Genomic DNA, 19,784 nt, shown 5'->3' on the forward strand with positions numbered 1-19,784 from the left:
GAGCTTGGTAACTACAAAACTCTTGCTTCCCTTTCTTTTTACCTAATTTGTCCCATTTTTTAGTAGGGTAGAGTAGCAATAGGCTTTTTTATATTCATCATTCAAAACTCACCATTCAGCACTCATTCCTATTTCTATGAATATTGTTATTACCGATGGTTTCACTTTGCATAGCAACGACCTTGCTTGGGATTGTTTCAGAAGTCTTGGCAAAGTAACTTTTTACGAAAGAACGCCCATTTCTGACATTGTTGAGCGTTGTAAAGAAGCAGATATAGTTATTACCAATAAAACACCTTTTTCTGCCGAAACTATCGCAGCATTGCCTCAATTAAAAATGATTGCAGTAGCTGCTACAGGTTACAATATCATCGACACCCAAGCCTCCACCGCTCAAAGTATTACAGTAAGTAATATTCCTGCTTACGGAACTGCCTCAGTAGCTCAACATATCTTTGCGCTCATATTGGAATTGAGTAACCATGTTGGAAAAAATAGTCAGGCTGTAGCCAATGGCGCTTGGGTTTCAGCACAAGACTGGTGTTTTTCATTGTCTCCAATTATTGAATTGGCAGGAAAAACCTTAGGCATTGTTGGAATGGGAAGAATAGGTCAACAAACTGCGAAGATTGCAGAAGCATTTGGCATGAAGGTTTGTTATGCTTCAAGAACCGTAAAAGAGGAATTGCCTTATTCAGCCGTACCACTCGAAACACTATTTTCAGAGAGCGATTTTATTGCCTTGTGTTGTCCATCAACACCCGAAAATATAGGCTTTGTCAACAAAGAATTACTGGCAAAAATGAAACGAACAGCCTATTTAGTAAATGCTTCGAGAGGGCAACTTATTCATGAAAAAGATTTAGCAGAAGCTTTAAAGGAAGGAGTATTAGCTGGTGCTGCACTTGATGTACTTTCACAAGAACCACCTTCTGAAAGTAATCCTTTACTCACAGCTCCAAACTGCCTGATCACCCCTCATAATGCGTGGATCAGCTTTGAAGCTCGTCAACGTATTGTAGAAATGCTGATGGCTAATATTCAAGGTTTTATCAACGGAGCTCCACAGAATGTGGTGTAGTGGGCACAAAGTGACAAAGGCACAGAGGCACAAAGTGTATAAGTGGCAGAGTCAAGAAGGAGAAAAGTTACGAAGGCACCAAGGGACATAGTGAAATTTCATTACACTATGTCCCTTGGTGCCTTTGTGCCTCAGCCCCTTCGAAACTAATGCTTCGGCATTTGTTTTTCCTCTACATCTTTATACATCTTATTGCCTAGTTCCTTGTCAAAATCTGGTTTGTGATATACTGATACTTGGTCTACAATTGGATTTAGCTTTTGAATTGAAGGATGTTTCACGTCAAATTCACGATCGCCAGAAATTTGTGCATACTCTGTTTCTGATAATCCTCCAGAATTTGTAGAATAGTCATTAAATCGAATATTGATGTCTTTATCTGCCAATTTGCCACCTTCCCAGCTTACAACATTTCCACCCAAGTCCCAGCCAAGTCCAGTAATAGTAAATGTTTTTCCATTTAGGGCAACAACATCTTTCAATGTCATACCTGGTTTCAAGCCCAGTTTAGTAGTCCAAGGTGAACCCTCTGCTGATGGCTTATCATCTTTTATCTGTAATCTTGCTAATACATCACCTATAACTTTGTATTCTTTTCCATCTTGCCAATATACCTCGATTTCTTTGGGAGTTCCTGCAAAAATCTTGGTTGCGTCAAAAGAACCTTCACCAGTTTCGATGGTTGCTTTTTTAACAATATTCTCAGCACCAAATTTTTTCACCAAACCCTCATAATCATTACAAGCCAACACATCATCCAAATACAAGGCATCGCTTGCTGGCGCAGTAGAATCAGCTTGTGTAACTGCTACAGAATCCGTTTGAGTAGATTCCGAGCCAGTCTTCGATTTACAAGAAGCTAATATTGAAATAGTTAAAGCTAATACGGCTATTTTTTTCATGATATTTTTTGTACAAATAGTGATATAATGATGACTATCCTCAAAGCTAAGAAAAAAGTCTTGGAGATTCAAATCATTGCAGATGATTGAGATAGGCTTTTACCATGATTAATGTTGGATTTTTGTCAAAGAAAAAGGCTGACAGAAAATTCTATCAGCCTTTTTCAATATGTTTTTATGCCAAAACCTTAGCGTAAAAAGCCTTAATTAAGCATGTAATGCTCTATTTTCAGTTGCTGCCAAACATGCTTCTTTGATAGCTTCTGTATAAGTAGGGTGAGCATGTGACATACGAGAAATATCTTCAGCAGAGGCACGATATTCCATAGCAACTACCGCTTCAGCAATCATATCTGCTGCACGAGCACCAATGATATGAACACCAAGGATTTCGTCAGTAGCTTTATCAGCCAATACTTTCACCAAACCGTCTGTATCCATTGAAGCTGTTGCACGACCTAAAGCTTTGAATGGGAATGAACCAGCTTTGTAGGCACGACCAGCAGCTTTTAATTCTTCTTCAGTTTGACCAACAGAAGCTACTTCTGGCCAAGTGTACACTACACCTGGAATCAAGTTGTAGTTGATGTGTGGTTTTTGTCCTGCAATAGTTTCAGCTACAAATACACCTTCCTCTTCAGCTTTGTGAGCCAACATAGCACCACGAATCACATCACCAATAGCATAGATTCCACCTACTTTTGTTTGTAAAGTATGCTCATCTACTTCAAGTTTACCTCTTTGATCTGTAGCAAGGCCAGCAGCTTCAAGATTCAAACCGTCAGTATATGGACGACGACCAATACAAACTAGCACATAGTCACCAGTAATCGTTACATCTTCGTCTTTTGAGTTTTTCGCTGTAACAGTTACGTCGTCACCATTGTTAACTACGCCAGTTACTTTGTGGCTTAGGTAGAAGTCAGCACCCAATTTCTTGATTGATTTCTGTAACTCTTTACCCATTGTTTTGTCCATAGTAGGAATCATAGAATCAGCAAATTCTACGAAACTTACTTTAGCACCCAAACGAGCATAAACTGAACCTAACTCAGCACCAATAACACCAGCACCAATAACGATCAAATGTTTTGGTATTTCTTGAAGATTCAAAGCTTCAGTTGAAGTAATAACACGCTTTTTGTCAACAGGAATAAATGGTAACACCGTTGGTTTGGAACCTGTAGCAATGATGATATTTTTACCAGTAATTTGCTCAGCAGTACCATCAAGTTTAGCAACATTCACAGTATTTTTGTCAACAAAAGAACCTAAACCGTTGTAAACCGTGATTTTGTTTTTCTTCATCAAGAAAGCGATACCATTATTCATTTTCTCGATTACTCCTTTTTTACGAGTAATCATTTGAGATAAGTTAGCTTTCAAGTTTTCAAGCTCGATACCATGCTCAGCAAATGAATGTTGTGCATTGTAGAAATGCTCTGATGAGTCCAACAATGCTTTTGATGGAATACAGCCTACGTTTAAGCAAGTACCACCCAATACAGAGTATTTTTCGATGATGGCTGTTTTTAAGCCTAATTGAGCCGAACGGATGGCAGCTACATAACCACCAGGACCTGAGCCTATTACTATTACGTCGTATTGCATACTTTGATTATTTACAGTTATTGAGCTTTTGACTCTTTATCTATAATTGCTTTGTTACTATAAAAGTTCTTTATCGGATAGTATTGAAATAAAGTGTTTGACTTTCGATCAATCTTCTTCAATTTTTGATAAAAATAGTTTTCCTCGCGTATTGAATCTATTGATTTTAAGTCAAAAAATGATACAAAAAAGGCAAAGACACGCATAATATCGTGTCTTTGCCTCAGTAATATCTATTTAAACTAGACGTCTAACAACAAACGAGTTGGATCTTCTAGTAATTGTTTTAAACGTACCAAGAAGCTTACAGACTCACGACCGTCGATGATACGGTGGTCATAAGAAAGTGCTACATACATAATCGGGCGAACAACCACTTGACCACCAATTACCACAGCACGCTCAACGATATTGTGCATACCTAAGATAGCCACTTGTGGAGCATTGATGATTGGCGTTGATAACATTGAACCAAATACACCACCATTTGTAATAGTGAAAGTACCACCGTTCATTTCATCAAGTGTCAATTTGTTGTCACGAGCACGAGTTGCTAATCTAATAACCTCAGCCTCGATACCAGCCAATGATAATTGTTCAGCATTACGAATTACAGGTACAACTAATCCTTTTGGAGCAGATACTGCAATTGAAACGTCACAATAGTCATGGTAAACAATTTGATCGCCGTCGATAGAAGCATTAACCGCAGGGAATTCTTTCAATGCCACCGTCACTGCTTTAGTGAAGAATGACATGAAACCAAGGTTAACACCATGTTTTTCTTTGAATTTATCTTTGTATTTCGAACGCAAATCCATGATTGGCTTCATATCAACTTCGTTGAAAGTAGTCAACATAGCAGTCTCGTTTTTCACTTGAACCAAGCGACGAGCTACTGTTTTGCGAAGCGAAGTCATTTTTTCTCTTCTTACACCTCTTGAGTCAGAAGAAGCAACCGGTGCTGCTGCAGGAGCAGGAGCCGCTGCTGGAGTTGCAGGCGCTGGAGCTACTGTTTTTTGAGCACTTTGAGCATCTTCTTTAGTAATACGGCCACCTACACCAGTACCTTGTACGGCACCAGCATCAACACCTTTTTCAGCTAAAATTTTAGCTGCTGCAGGAGAAGCATGACCCGCAGCGTAGTTGGTATCGCCCGAAGGAGCTGCTGCAACTGGTGCTGCTGAAGGAGCTGGAGCTGCAACGCTAGCACCTGCACCTACGGTAAGAGTTGCTACCAAGCCACCAATAGGCAAAGTAGTACCAGCTTCTGCTACGATGTGTAATACACCCGCCGCTTCAGCAGGCAATTCGAAGGTAGCTTTGTCAGATTCAAGTTCGCACAATACTTCGTCCATCGATACAGTATCACCTTCTTTCTTATTCCAAGACGAAACTGTAACTTCAGTGATAGACTCACCTACTGCTGGAACTTTGATTTCAACAACCTTAGTTTCCGTTGCAACTGGCGCTGCTGCTGGAGCAGGAGCGGCTACTGGAGCTGCTACAACTGGCGCTGCTGCTGCCGAAGCACCTGCGGCTTCGATAACACAGATTACTGCACCAATTGGTAAAGTATCACCTTCTTTTGCAACAATGCGCAAAACACCTTCAGCTTCTGCTGGTAGTTCGAAGGTAGCTTTATCAGACTCTAACTCGCACAATACCTCATCCATCTTCACTACATCCCCATCTTTTTTATTCCATGAGGCAATTGTGACCTCGGTTATCGACTCGCCAACTGGCGGAACTTTCATTTCGATTGCCATCTTATTAATTTATTATTTAGTATTCGGATTGGTTGTTTGACACAATCTTCAATTTATAACTATAGTAAAATGTCCTGTTTAAATATTGTCTGGTAACATGATGCCAAAACCGACTCTCTGAGCCGTAGCGTCAAAAAGTCGGTTTCAACAAATATTTTAACTAAGCAAATGCTCTATCAACTAGGATTGCTTGCTCTTCGTTGTGAACTTTCAAGAAACCTGTTGCAGGTGAAGCAGATTTTTTGCGAGCAATAACTCCTTCAAATGATTTGAAACCAAATTCGCGAGTTACAAATGACCAGTATCCCATGTTTTCTGGCTCTTCTTGTACCCAGTACACTTTCGCTTTTGGATACTTCGCAAGTTCTGCATTTACTTGGCTAGTTGGGAAAGGATGCAATTGCTCGATACGGATAATTGCCACATCGGTGCGATTGTCTTTTTGTTGTTTTTCCAACAAGTCGAAATAAACTTTGCCAGAACACAACAATACTTTCTTCACTTTCTTAGCATCTGCATAAGTGTCACCGTAAATTTCTTGGAATGAACCGTCGATAAATTCTTCGATTGGAGAAACTACCTTTGGATGACGGAACAATGATTTTGGTGACATGATGATTAATGGCTTACGGAATTCCCAAGCCAACTGACGACGCAATGCATGGAAGATGTTTGCAGGAGTAGTTAAGTTAGCTACTACCATGTTATCTTCTGCCGCCAATTGCAAGTAACGCTCAGGGCGAGCATTTGAGTGCTCAGGACCTTGACCTTCATAACCATGAGGCAACTGCATTACCAAAGCATTCATGGTACCCCACTTCGATTCGCAAGATGCAATGAATTGGTCAATCATTGTTTGAGCTCCATTTGAGAAGTCACCAAACTGAGCCTCCCAAATAACCAAAGCTTCAGGATTTGCTAATGAATAACCAAATTCAAAACCTAACACACCGTATTCAGACAACAATGAGTTATAGATTTGGATTTGCTCTTGACCTTCTTCAATAAAGTTCAAAGAAGTATATGACTCATTTGTCTCAGCATCGTGCAATACCGCATGACGGTGAGAGAATGTACCACGTTGAACATCCTGACCAGATACACGTACCATTTTACCTTCCAACAACAATGAACCATACGCCAAAGCTTCAGCTGTAGCCCAGTTCAATTGTCCATTTTGGAAAAATGCTTTACGATCAGCTAATACTTTTTCAATTTGCTTCAAGGCATGGAAACCTGCTGGCAATTTTGTCAAAGCCGCTGCAATTTTATCAATCGTTTCTTTCGAAATACCAGTTTTTGGAGATTTCTCAAAATCTTCTGTACCAGCAAAACGCAATTCAGCCCATTTGTTATCCAATTTCAATGGTACATATTCTGGACGAATTTTTTGTTTCACTTGGTCAAGGCGAGCTTGTAATTCAGCCTTAAATTCAGAATCCATTTGTGAAGCCAACTGAGCATCGATATCACCACGTGTAATCAATTTTTGTGTGTAGATTTCACGTGGGTTTGGATGATTTGTGATATTCGAATACAAGGTTGGTTGTGTAAATCTTGGCTCATCAGATTCGTTGTGACCATTTCTACGGTAACAAACCATATCAATAAATACGTCACGGTTGAATTGCTGACGGAACTCAGCCGCAATTTTCGAAACGAAAACAACAGCTTCTGGATCGTCACCATTTACGTGGAATACTGGAGCATCAATGATTTTAGCTACATCTGTACAGTAGATTGCCGAACGAGCATCCTCAAAGTCTGTTGTAAAACCAACTTGGTTGTTGATTACGAAGTGGATTGTACCACCTGTTTCATAACCACGCAACTTCGCCATTTGAGTTACTTCATATACAATACCCTGACCTGCTACAGCAGCATCACCATGAATTAAGATTGGTAATACTTTATCGTAGTCACCATCATAGTGAGCATCTGCACTTGCACGACAGAAACCTTCAACTACAGGGTTTACAGCTTCTAAGTGAGAAGGGTTTGGTGCTAATTTCAAAGAAATTTCAGAACCAGCAGGAGTAATATGCTTAGATGAATAGCCTAAGTGATATTTTACGTCACCGTCACCGTGGATTTGATCAGGAATATTTCCTTCAAAACCATCGAAGATTGCGGCGTAAGATTTGTGCATAATATTGGCCAACACGTTCAAACGTCCACGGTGAGCCATACCAATCATAGCTTCTTTCACACCGAGGTCGGCCGCAATATTGATAATAGCATCAAGTGCAGGAATAGTGCTTTCGCCACCTTCCAAACCGAAACGTTTTTGACCTAAATATTTTGTACCTAAGAAGTTTTCGAAAACAACAGCTTCGTTCAATTTTTGAAGAATCTGTTTTTTCTCATCGATAGAAGGATTAAAAGCAAGCGCTTCCTTCTCGATTTTGTTACGAAGCCATTCTTTAACATCTGATTCTCTGATGTAAGAATACTCAAAACCAATCGAACCTGCGTAGATTTTATAGAGAGATTCCACAATTTTGCGAAGAGATGCTGGGCCAATACCCAAAAAACTACCCGCTTGGAATACTGTATCAAGATCAGCTTCAGAAAGTGCATAATCTTTTAAATCAAGACGAGGGCGACGATCCTTACGCTCACGCACAGGATTGGTCTTTGACAACAAGTGTCCTCTTGATCTAAATGCCTTAATCAAACTGATTACAGACATTTCTTTCTGAACCATTGAAGCATCGACAGATGCACTACCCACTCCGTTGGAAGAGGCCTCGCCACTCCAAGAAGTATAAAAGTCAAAACCTTTGAAAAAGTTCTGCCAACTAGCGTCAACCGAATTGGGGTCTTGCTGATATGACTCGTACAAGTCCGAAATTACCGCAGTATCGGCGTTGGCAATGTATGAAAATTGGTCCATAACTGGCGTTAATCTTTGATATTAATTAAACTTATTCGTAAAGTTTCTTACATAGGGTACGAATAAAGTACAAAGAGATTGGATTTCTGGATTTAATGAAAGTCTCCCAATAGAATTTTGGCAAAGTTACGGTATGCCCGTTAATTAAATCACAAAAATTTATTTGTTTTTTACAGGATTTTTGCCAAATTAATATAGTAGCTAAAATAACCCCTCTAAAAATTTTGCTTTCTTAGAAAAATTCAACTTTACCTTAAAATAGCAACTATTTTAATCAGTTTGTAGTAGTTCTAGTTTATGTAAGAAAACTTCTTTTTTGCGGGTGCAAATGTACGCATATATCCATTTGTTTTACCTATTTTTTTTGAAAAACTATCCTTATCTCTCTAAGTCAATCAGGTAGTTAGATTTACTGAATCCTTAAATATTTTCTTTCAGCTCATTCCTTTTTGGCACGCAATTAGCTACAGTTTACAACATGAGCAATGCCAAGTAGTTTTATAGTTGTTTTACTCCTCCGCCAAAAAGCAATTAATCCTACCCAAAAAATACAAATTTTGTTATTTTTTACTCATTTTGTTAAACTACCACATCGGTATTTCATTTGTAGGCAATACTTGTACTTTTCGAATTTATTTGAAGCTTAAACGCTTTTTTTTCTGTAGTTCTGGGCTACAAGTAGATAACTATATATTTTTGCATAACAACGTTTATAGGATTTCCCTAAAAACTTGTATTTGCTACCCAAATTGCTCATTCTGTGGTTGTTTGCACAGAGTTTTTTTCACGAGGCACTTATTTATGTAATTTATTTTCAGTATATTAATCCTTGATTATTTCTGAGACTTCCTGCATTTTTAAGAGTATCAACAATCTTCAGCTGTGCTTCTTTACAAGAAGTTGTTGTCAAAATAAAGGCTTTGTGAATAAATAGTGATATTTTCGAATGGAATTTCATGAGACGATTCGTCTTAAGCATATATTTTCTTTGTCCGCAAAAACGTTGAACACTCATTGAAACTATTCCTTACCAAAAACATTACCATACCATGAAACCAGTAAACCTGTCGCAAATCTGTTTTCTTGCTCTTATGTGGGTAAGTGCTCAGACCTTCTCACAGGGAATATCTTTTCGTCAAGATGATTGGCAAAATGTACTTGTTCAGGCAAAGGCTCAGAACAAGTTGATTTTTGTTGATATTTATACTACTTGGTGCCGACCTTGTAAGGAGATGGACAAAAAAACCTTCTCCGAAGCATCTGTGGGTGATAAATTCAATAGCAAATTTATCAATTACAAAATCGATGCTGAAAAAGGATTTGGAATTACCTTGGCCAGACGTTATAATGTGACTTCCTACCCTACTTGCCTTTTTGTAGATGCCACCGAAAATTTGGTGTACAAACAAGAAGGATACCTTGGCTCGACCGATTTGTTAAAAGAAGCCGACTTGGTTTTGACAAACCAGTCAGACTCCAAGCCTATCTATGTGCTCGAAAAACAATACAATGAGGGCAAACGTGAGCCAGATTTCTTGTATGAATTTATTGCCAAGCGCTCCAGATACAATCTTGATAATATGGCACTTGTGGAAGAGTACGTGAAGGCTTTAACTCCAATTCAACAGTCCTCAGATAAAACATTGCGTTTGGTGGTTAATAATGGCTTTAAAATCGATGGTAAAGCCTTTGAACTTCTCTTAAAATATCGTGAAAAAGCAGAAGGATTATTTGAAGGTGGCGATGAAAAAGTCAATCAAGCCTTTTCGACCAGTATCAACGAATTCTTTTATCAGGCCATTGAGACCAAAAATAAAGTACTTTTTGAAAAAGCTCTTCAGGCTAATTTAAAGGCACTTCCCAATACAGCTGATAGAGTAAATGATAAAAATAAATTGGCTTTTTATCTGGCAGTAAAAGATATTAATAAATACGTAGAGGCTGCCGAAAACTATTTGGACCAATATGTAATGTTTGTACAAATAGAAAGTATTCGTAAGCAAGATTTGTGGGAATATGACAAAATGATGCAAGCTTACAGACTCGGGATTCGTGACTCTACAGGCACAGGAGCGCCACTTTATAACAATATTAAAAAGAATGGGCGATTTACGATGGCACGCTTAACTGCCAATGAGCTTCATGATGTAGTGAAAACTTTTTATGAACAAGTGGATACTCCAGCAAAACTAGAAAAAGCCATTCCTTGGGTTCAAAGAGCTATTGAGTTAGTTGAAAATCCTGACTATTATCACTCTTATGCTCAACTGATGTTAAAATTGGGCGACAAACAAAAAGCCTTAGATATAGAGCAAAAAGCTTATGAATTAGCGCTCAGAGAAAAAATAGACACGCAAAAATTTACCTCTGCGTTGGAAAAGATGAAATAAAAAACGGGTGAGAATTTCTCACCCGTTTTTTATTTCGTTCTAGTACGATTATGCTAAAAGTACTTAAACTGAGCTGATTTCCCATTACCCGAATCAAAATCAAATCTTAACATAATTTGATGAAATCCCTGATTGGCAGGCGACGTAGTATTGGTTGAATTACTACCTTGAAAGTCGTAAGAATACCCAATTCTCATCTTATTCAATTGTACTTCAAGCGAGCCTAATAAAGCCTTATTGACAAATTCAGAGCCTGTGTTTTGATACCAAATACCCACACCAAATCTTTCTTTTACCCAAAGTACGCCGTGCAAATCTATATCGTTGCGATTATAGTCACCATTGCTAATGCGTCTGAACACGACGCCCGTTTTGAGCATAAAATCATCAGATAAAGGAAACAAATACCCTCCAGAAACAAAAATTGGCACATTATACCCGTCGCTTGAGGCATTAACATTTGGCATTGAAACTCCTGCATACCAATCATCATTTTGATAATATACTCCTAAGCCAAAGCTTGAGCGCAATCGAGTAGTACCTGAACCTCCCGCCCCAAAAATAGCAGGAACTTGTGTTATACCTGCCAAAGCACCAACTGCCAATTTTCCATCATTAGGCATATTGAAACGGTAAGCAAAATTGCCATAAAGACCTAAATTACCAGCCAAATTTCCACCGATTCCAATGGCCTGATCTGTATTGTATGCCTGAAAGCCTACTCCCATTTTATCTTGGGCGATTGGCATATCAAAGTTAAAATATTGTTGTGTTGAGGTTGCTCCAATATTGTTGGTAAACAAGGGTCTTTTTCGATAAATACCTGAAAAAGAGATGACTTCTTTGGCTCCAGCATAGGCTGGGTTGATCGTCATGGGCATGAAAGGATAGGTATAATATAGCTGATCTTGTTGACCATAACTTTGAAGATATAGCAAGGTGGCTATTACTCCTAGTAAAAGCTTTCTCATATTGACATTGTGTTTATTCTTAGAACTAACCTACTCGTTGAGGTTTTGTAACGAAGTTAGTAGCAAGTACGTTATAATGCAAGCACTACAAACTAGAAGAGACTTATAAAAACGTATGGTTCTATTTTCGGATAATAGAGCTAGCACAAATCTCTATTGGAAGTAATAATAAAAATGAAGAAAAGAGAAGTCGGAGTTTAACTGAATAGATTATGTAGAACCTTTACTAGGATATTTTTAACAAAGCTTGACATAAGACTATTCAAGATACTTTGCATGGAATTTCAAAAAATTGTACTTCCTAAGTACTTCGTGTACTCATTTTATATAAAAATAAAAGAGGACCCACAAGTTACCTTATGCTTGGGAGTCCTCGATAAGTATAGAGGTCTAACACACATTACGAAAATACATGGTAAAGCTATGTCAAACAATCTACAACTTTTATACGGTAATAAAATGCTATTATCTGGTCGAATATAGTTGATATATGGCTTATCGTCCTTTTAACCACTCTAAAAACTCAGATTTTCGGCGTCGGGCTATTGGTAGTCGGATATCGTTTGTTAGGACTACTACGCCACCATCTTCATTCAAAACCTTCTGAATATGGAAATGGCTAATTACATGAGAATCATGAATTCTGAAGAAATCATATTCTTCCAATAGCTCGTGGTAGGTTTTTAAATCACGAGAAGACATGACAGGCTTCCCTTGAAGCAAATGAATCAGAGTGTAGCCACTCGAAGCCTCACACCTAACAATATCCTGTACTTCAATCATTTCAAACCCTTTGTGCGTAGGTATAGCGATTTTATTCTTACGGCTTCGTGGGTTATTTAAAGTACTCAGTAAATTTCGTAGTTCACCGAGATTATCCTGACTATCGAGCTGTTTTTCTGCCTTTTTGACAGCCTCAATAAGTTCTTCTACATGAATTGGTTTTAAAAGATAATCAATTGCCGAAAACTTAATCGCGTTAAGCGCATATTGGTCAAAACCAGTTACAAATATGACTTTAAAAGAAGGTTCATCAAATTTCATTAATAAATCGAATCCCGTTCCGTTCGTCATTTCCACATCCAAGAATAAAAGATTAGGATTAAAAGTGACTACTTTTTGATATGCTTCTTCGACAGAGGTGGCTGTTTCTATAATTTTTACTTGTGGACAATATTTGGTTAAAAGTGTTTTTAAAGCTTCTAATGCGTTATTCTCATCATCTACAATGATAGCTCTAAGCATGGTTAACAATTAGGGATAATTTGGTTTCTCAAAGATATATAAGTATTTCAACTTTTGTCCCCTGAGACTCACCTATTTCATTGAATTTATCAATAATATTTACTTCGACTTTAGTTTCTTCAATATACTTTAAAGATTGAATTCGTTCGGCAGTAATTTGTGTTGACTGAGATTGATACGATTTTATCGATTTTTTTTTCAACTCTGCGGCTTTTTCTCGTCCAATGCCATTGTCTTCAATTGTACATCGTACATATTCTTCAGTCAAACCAAAATGAATCACAAGTACTCCTTCGTTATTTTTGCTATAAACGAGTCCATGATTAATCGCATTTTCGACAAAAGGCTGAATGAGCATAGAAGGAATTTCTAATTCCTGTGGAACATCATCCTCTATCTTTATCTCGAAAGTAAAACGGTTTTTAAAGCGTAATTGTTCGAGGGTAATGTAGTACTCTAATAGCTCACTTTCTTCATAAACTGATATATATTTATTGCGAGAGGACTCCAAAAAGAGTCGCATCAATCGTGAAAATCTACTCAGATAATCATTGGCCGCTTCAATATCATTGTTCAAAATATAGTATTGAATCGAACTCAGAGCATTAAATACAAAATGTGGATTCATTTGTGCTTGTAATGCTTGTAATTCGAGTTGAGCAAACCGTTTGTTGGCAGCGGTTCGTTCGCTTTCTACTTTTTGAATAAATCTAATTCGAGCATAAACTGAATATAGTATTATGATAACAATAAGCGTTGCTACCACTATCCAAAACCAAGTTTCTTGCCAAAATGGTGCCTTTATATGAAATCTTATCGGATTTATTTTTTGAGTTATTTTTCCAGTCACATCATAAGCTCTCAAATCAAAAATATAGGTTCCTGGAGGTAAAAAAGGAAAACTCAGCTGTAACTCTTCTACCTCTCTCCAGTGTGTATCAGATTGATTACTGCCGAGCAATCGATATTGGTATTTGATATTTTTATTACTCATGTACGAAAGAGCAACAAATTCTATCGTCAGGTTATTCTGTGTATGCTCTAGCTCATAATGTGATGTCACCAAGGTATCTAGGTTATTAACTTTCACGCGACGAATTACCAATGGCACTTGAGCTTTGGGCATAGGCATATTGAGCACATACTTTACTCCAAGTTTGAATAATCCATTGGCTGTTCCAATCCAAACTATGTCATTTTGTACAGTCAAACAATACACTTCATGTGTTGGCAAACCCTGAATTACCGATAACTTTTTAAGTTGGTATCGTTTGGTTTTATAATCAATGTTAGATAGGACAAACACTCCCTTGTTGGTTCCTGCCCAAACAGTTTGAGTTTTATTGTCGAGAAAAATTGCATTAATATTTTCATAAGCTAGTTCTGAAACAATAAGCGGACTATGCCCATCGAAGGCATATAATCCAAACCCGTTGGTGCCAACCCAAGCTCTTCCATTTTTATCTGACACCAAGCATTTTACGGCACGACTCAGTAAAGGGTATTGAATTTTTTGCTTATCGAAAAGTTCCGCTGTAGAATCCATCAAAGAGAGCTGGTAAATCCCTTTTGAGTTTCCGACCCATATCTTGCGATTACTTCCGACGTGCATCGCAACAATTTTGGGAATATTTACCTTAATAAATAACTTTCGAGCCTGATAGTGTTTTTTCGACTCGAAAAGTTTTACCATCATTAGGGCATTATAACCTATGATCGTTTTTGAATCAAGGGTATCTATTGTTTTAAAATCAATCCAATGAACCGTCTCTCCATCGTACTTTCGGTGAACGGGTTCATGTAAATCGCTTTGACCATTTTTCTTTATGATTTTATTAACAGATAAATGTTTTTTATTCATGAGTGCCTTTGTAGAATACATCGTATAATCCATTCCGAAATAAGCTATCATGGCCTTTTCCTTAGTAATAGCGATATCCCGAACTGGAAGACGAATAGTATCTTTAGTCAGAAACCTTGTAATAGATTCATCTTGATTAATCCTGTACAAATCACCTTTACCTGTTCCAAATATGATTTTATTTTCAAATTGCTGCATAGCCACAACCGAATTTCCTCCCTGAAAATTATAGGTGGCAGAATACATTGCTTGCTTTGATAAAAACAGTAAGCCTTTATCTTTGGTACAAAACCAAAAATTCTCTTCACTATCCACATAAATAGTATTGAGCACATATTTATTTAGGAAATCGAACTGCCGAAGCCTATTGAAATTTTCATCCAAAAGAAAAGATTCCTTCTCTGTAACACATAGTTTATATTTCAAACTTCCTGTACTGAGAAGTAATATGATAGGGTTGTTCTTTAACGAACTTAAAGTAGAAATATGAATTTGTTTAAGCCCTTTTTTACTGTAGACTACAAGTTTATCGGCGGTAGCATACACCGTTTTATCATCTTCAAATAAAATCGTTATGAGTTTGTCGAAAATCTCGATTGGAAAGCTGCCTTTATCAAACTTAGGGAGTACGTGAGGTATGTTCTTAAGGTTATGCGCAAGCCCCTCAGAATAAGCTCTCAAGGTAAATGGAGAGCCTACACTCATAATCACACTAAGGTGGGTTTTATTATTGATAAAGGGATATGATTGATTACCTATTTTACGAGGCATAAACCTTTTAACCACTTTCTTTTTGACATCAATTTCTAATACTTCTAATCCTTTACTTAGAACAGCTTGTACGGTATTAGGTGCTGTTTGAACGTAACACCAAATATGGGAATCTTGTAAATCGGGATACGGATTAGGAATAGTGTAAAATTTATTATCATTCGTATCAAAATAAAAGAAGACAGAACTATAAGTTAAAAACCAAATTCTCTTTTGCTTGTCCTCCGCACACTGCCAAACATCGTTGTTAGGTAAACCATTTTTAGTAGTAAAGCTCTCGAAATGATACCCATCAAATCGAGCAAGACCTTTGTCGGTACAAAACCAAAGGAAACCTTTACTATCTTGATAGGCACGATATACATTCGAGCTAGGCAAACCATTGTCAACAGTATAAGACCTTAAAAAAGGATACTGTGCAAAACTAAGTGAAGATATAAGTAGAAATATAAAAAGTAAGAGCTGTTTCATGCCACAAAAAAAGTCCGTGTAAGATAAAGTTACCTGATACACGGACTCAAATATCAATTTCACTCAAATTTATTGCATCTGAATTACTTTAAATTCTGTTCTACGGTTGGTTTGATGTTGTTCTTCTGTACATTCAACACCATCGGCACATTCATTGAGCAATTGTGTTTCTCCAAATCCTGAAGACTCTAGTCTTGTTGATGCAATACCACGTTTGCGCAAATAGCTAACCACTGATTTCGAACGATTTTCTGAGAGTTTTTGATTAAATTCTGTCGATGAGCGAGAATCTGTATGAGAACGTAAATCGATTCTCATTTTTGGATAACGCTTCATTAACGATACTAATTTCTCTAATTCTCGAGCAGCATCAGGGCGAATGTTATATCTACCGTAATCGTAATAAATATTATCAATTGTGATTACGTCTCCTTCTTCAAACATACTCAAGTTAGAGTTGATGTATTTCGGAGGATTGTCGCCCACTTTCTTGATTTTGTTGCTTTTCGAACCAAAGTTTTCTTTAGCGGCTTCCAAATTATAATCACAGCCTTGGCAAATATCAAATTGATAACGACCATCTGCGCCAGTTACTACTTGCTGAATTGTACCATCGCATTCGTTTCTCAGCGTTACAAGAACACCCGCAATTGGTTGCTTATCTTTATTAGAAGTAACTCGACCACGTAGAGTTGTTACTTTACAAGGTAAAGCTGGGTTTGGATTACCTGATGGGCTGATTCTTGCCGATAGAGAATCCCCTTCTACTTCTTTTACAGGTTGCAAAGGAATATCCAGTGTCGACTGTTCGATTTTAGCATCTTTTGCCGAATATCCAACGGTATTTGGAAGATACCCTTCACGAGAAGCCTTTAATAAATATGACTTATCTTCATCCAAACAGATTTTGAAAGTACCGTTTGAATCGGTCTTTTTCATCTCTGTTTTACCTTCTGTTGACACTTCAACATCGGCATTATCTAATGGCAATTTCGATTCTGCATCAAACACGATAACCTGTAGTTCACGGCATTCAGGTTTTTCGTCGCATTCTCTTGTAAATCTATAAATATCATCATCGGCACCGCCACGCTTGCGATTTGAGCTTAAATATCCTTGTCTACGTTCGCCATCAGTTATAAGCCCAAAATCATCTTGACTCGTATTAATAGGAGCTCCAAGATTTTTAATTTTACTTTTTACCGTTTTACCATCTTGTAACTCAACAAAGAAAATATCTAATCCTCCAAGTCCTGCATGACCATCCGAGGCAAAATATAAGTTTCCTTTTTCATCAACAAAAGGAAACATTTCATTTCCTTCCGTATTAATCTGAGGCCCAAGATTGACTGGTGTTCCGAAATTTCCGTTGTTATATTCTACCACATACACGTCTGTTCCACCAAAACCTCCAGGCATATCCGAAACAAAGTACATCAGCTTGTCGTCTTTTGTCAAAGTAGGGTGTCCTGTCGAATACTCATTATTATTAAAAGGAACCTCTTTTACGGCAGACCATTGCCCATCGCCTTTTTTATCTTCGGCAGTATAAAGTTTCAATTTATTTACGCGATCTGCACTAGTCTTGAAACTTCCAGAATTATAGTTATTTCTAGTAAAAACAATTTTACGTCCGTCACTCGAAAATGTGACAGGCCCCTCATGGTATTTAGTATTAAGTGTTTTTGAAAAATTCTCACTTTGTGTAACAGGAGCTTCATTATAGGTAGCATATCCTTTGTACATACCAGTACTGCCATACGAGCCAATTGTTTTAGAATCATTTGGTGTAGCTGGCGTGTACTCATCATCTCCAACAACGGCTGGCGCCTTGAATTTACGTTCTTTATTTGCCGTTGAGCCACCCACACCCGAAGGCTGAGAAGCAGTCAGCTTGCTAATATCGGATAAATAATAAAGATCAAGAAAGTTTGAATTATCCCATGAATATACTCTTTTCAACCCTACAGACTCTGTACGTCCAGAGTTGAAAACAAAACCATTTTTGTAGTAAGTAGGACTAAAATCTGCTTTATCGGTATTAAGGTTTAGATACTCAACTTTATAACACGCTTGGTTTTTATTGAGCGTTTCAACGTTTTTATACAGTTTTTGAAAACTCGAACTTCGCTTATCTGTTGTCGCTAGTTTAGCATATTTTTCATATACATCTTGTGATTCTTTGTATTTGCCATTTGTAGCAAGCGCCTGTGCATAGTAAAGATATGCTTTTGAATCACCCGAAAAAGATGGATTGTCAACTATTTCTTTATATACTCTCTCTGCATTTTGGGAGTCTTTGATTTGTCGATAAGCGTATGCCAATTTCAGTTTTGCAGTTTGCTTATCTGCATCTGAAATTTTGCCTTTGAGGGCATGTTCAAACATCTCGGCGGCATTCAAATAACTCATTTTTTCAAATTCAGCTTCAGCATCTTTCAAAGTCTGAGCTGAAACTTTTGAAACAAAGAGAAAGGCAGTAAGAAGTACCAATCCTATTTTCTTACAATTAATCATTTTTCTAAACAGTTATAACATCATGAAGGCGAATTCAAAATCGATAAAGCAACAAAGGACATGCCTTGTATTCAATACATTCCAGTAATAAGTAAAAAAAGTTCTTAGTTAATAGTATATCAGTTATTAGTTTACTCTCATAATATGACGGCTACTTCTACAGTGCACTACAGATATACTATTAATGTAGTCTTTTCTATTACTTAATTAGAAATAACGAGGAGTAAGAATTTTAGCTTTCTTGAAACCAAATTCATATCTCAACATAATTTCATGGCTACCTTTTTGTGAGTTCTGTAGACTATTTAGCATAAAGTCATACGCATAGCCGATACGGAACTGGTCACTTGCTTGAATTTCGAGCATACCAATAGCTGCATCACCATTTTGATTTGCGAAAGGTGAATTAAACTTTTGATTATTAGTTCTCCAAGAAGCCCCAACAGCTACTCTATCACGAATCCATAGGTTAACGTTAAAGTCAAATGCAGCGGCATCACGAGTAGCTTTTACTAAAACAGATGGCTTCAATGCCAATGAACTACCGAGCGGTACTACAAATCCCATCATCAAGAAATAGTGTCTTTCTTGGCGAGCTTTTTTCAAAGTATCTTCATTACCTGTATAAGTACGAAGCTCATTTTGAATTAAGTTAGGAACAGAAACACCTATATATCCACGGTCGTTACTTAGGTATAAACCTGTACCTACGTTGGGTAACCATTTTGAAGTATTTCCACTAAAAGCTGGATCGATATCGTTATTATCTAATGTACGACGGACACCGCTCAAACTACCAACCAAGTTGGTTGCACCAGCTTGAATACCCATAGCCAATGTAGATCGTTGGGATACTTTGACACGGTAAGCGTACGATAAATAAGCTCCAGTATTATTGAATACCCCGATTTGATCATGGTATGCTTGTAAACCAATACCAACCTTTTCTTTTTTAACGGGCATATCAATACTGAATGATTGTGTAGTAGGTGCGCCTTCGATTCCTACCCACTGCTGGCGGTAAACTCCAGTCATACTCAATACGTCACGACTCCCTGCGTAAGCTGGGTTTACGGCAAGCATATTAAACATATATTGAGAATACTGGACTTCTTGCTGAGCATGAGCTTTTTCTACACCTGCCAGTCCTAAGGCAAGTGAGAAGATGATTGCGGTTTTAGCTCTCGAAAGCAAACTTTGGCGTCTCATTGGATGATGGTTTAAATTATTAACCAAAGAAAAAAGGGTAAATACTACTTGGCTTCGTTTCCTTTGATTTGATTTCTTAACTATTTAGGC

General features: G+C 37.6%; 11 protein-coding genes and 1 pseudogene. 2 read left to right on the top strand and 10 right to left on the bottom strand.

Annotation, left to right across the window (positions count from 1 at the left end):
• Nucleotides 1-136: 136 nt before the first annotated feature.
• Nucleotides 137-1,081: a D-2-hydroxyacid dehydrogenase gene (locus GVN22_RS06565; protein ID WP_166550245.1), complete on the top strand. Its 945-nt coding sequence runs from the start codon at nucleotides 137-139 to the stop codon at nucleotides 1,079-1,081.
• A gap of 146 nt (nucleotides 1,082-1,227) precedes the next feature.
• Here GVN22_RS06565 and GVN22_RS06570 read toward each other — a convergent pair whose 3' ends face one another.
• From GVN22_RS06570 to GVN22_RS06585, 5 genes and pseudogenes are all read right to left on the bottom strand, one after another.
• A complete protein-coding gene (locus tag GVN22_RS06570; RefSeq protein ID WP_166550246.1) occupies nucleotides 1,228-1,983 on the bottom strand; it encodes a hypothetical protein in 756 nt (251 codons plus the stop codon).
• Between the two features lie 207 nt (nucleotides 1,984-2,190).
• Nucleotides 2,191-3,594 (bottom strand): dihydrolipoyl dehydrogenase, encoded by a 1,404-nt coding sequence (gene lpdA / locus GVN22_RS06575; RefSeq protein ID WP_166550247.1) that lies wholly within the window; start codon nucleotides 3,592-3,594, stop codon nucleotides 2,191-2,193.
• Between the two features lie 242 nt (nucleotides 3,595-3,836).
• Nucleotides 3,837-5,033: a 2-oxoglutarate dehydrogenase complex dihydrolipoyllysine-residue succinyltransferase gene (gene odhB, locus GVN22_RS06580; protein ID WP_370520398.1), complete on the bottom strand. Its 1,197-nt coding sequence runs from the start codon at nucleotides 5,031-5,033 to the stop codon at nucleotides 3,837-3,839.
• Nucleotides 5,034-5,150: 117 nt separating this feature from the next.
• Nucleotides 5,151-5,363: pseudogene (locus tag GVN22_RS27845) on the bottom strand (biotin/lipoyl-containing protein); the annotation flags it as partial.
• A 160-nt stretch (nucleotides 5,364-5,523) separates the two neighbouring features.
• Nucleotides 5,524-8,259, bottom strand: a complete 2,736-nt coding sequence (locus tag GVN22_RS06585) for a 2-oxoglutarate dehydrogenase E1 component (RefSeq protein WP_166550249.1) — start codon at nucleotides 8,257-8,259, stop codon at nucleotides 5,524-5,526.
• A 1,049-nt stretch (nucleotides 8,260-9,308) separates the two neighbouring features.
• On the opposite strand from GVN22_RS06585, the gene GVN22_RS06590 reads away from it, so the two are divergent.
• Nucleotides 9,309-10,649, top strand: a complete 1,341-nt coding sequence (locus tag GVN22_RS06590; protein ID WP_166550250.1) for a tetratricopeptide repeat protein — start codon at nucleotides 9,309-9,311, stop codon at nucleotides 10,647-10,649.
• A 53-nt stretch (nucleotides 10,650-10,702) separates the two neighbouring features.
• Here GVN22_RS06590 and GVN22_RS06595 read toward each other — a convergent pair whose 3' ends face one another.
• The 5 genes from GVN22_RS06595 to GVN22_RS06615 all read right to left on the bottom strand — a co-directional run bounded on the left by GVN22_RS06595 (nucleotide 10,703) and on the right by GVN22_RS06615 (nucleotide 19,694).
• Nucleotides 10,703-11,620 carry a PorP/SprF family type IX secretion system membrane protein gene (locus tag GVN22_RS06595; RefSeq protein WP_166550251.1) on the bottom strand — a complete coding sequence of 306 codons (918 nt, stop codon included), beginning with the start codon at nucleotides 11,618-11,620 and terminating at the stop codon, nucleotides 10,703-10,705.
• A 495-nt stretch (nucleotides 11,621-12,115) separates the two neighbouring features.
• Complete coding sequence (locus tag GVN22_RS06600; RefSeq protein ID WP_166550252.1) at nucleotides 12,116-12,865, bottom strand: LytTR family DNA-binding domain-containing protein; 750 nt, start codon at nucleotides 12,863-12,865, stop codon at nucleotides 12,116-12,118.
• Nucleotides 12,866-12,893: 28 nt separating this feature from the next.
• Nucleotides 12,894-15,968, bottom strand: coding sequence for a two-component regulator propeller domain-containing protein (locus GVN22_RS06605; RefSeq protein ID WP_166550253.1), 3,075 nt, complete (start codon nucleotides 15,966-15,968; stop codon nucleotides 12,894-12,896).
• Nucleotides 15,969-16,037: 69 nt separating this feature from the next.
• Nucleotides 16,038-18,485 (bottom strand): carboxypeptidase regulatory-like domain-containing protein, encoded by a 2,448-nt coding sequence (locus GVN22_RS06610; protein WP_166550254.1) that lies wholly within the window; start codon nucleotides 18,483-18,485, stop codon nucleotides 16,038-16,040.
• 207 nt (nucleotides 18,486-18,692) lie between these two features.
• Nucleotides 18,693-19,694: a type IX secretion system membrane protein PorP/SprF gene (locus tag GVN22_RS06615; protein WP_166550255.1), complete on the bottom strand. Its 1,002-nt coding sequence runs from the start codon at nucleotides 19,692-19,694 to the stop codon at nucleotides 18,693-18,695.
• Nucleotides 19,695-19,784: the final 90 nt, after the last annotated feature.

Source organism: Cellulophaga sp. BC115SP (assembly GCF_009905545.1).
GTDB lineage: Bacteria > Bacteroidota > Bacteroidia > Cytophagales > Spirosomataceae > Flectobacillus > Flectobacillus rivi.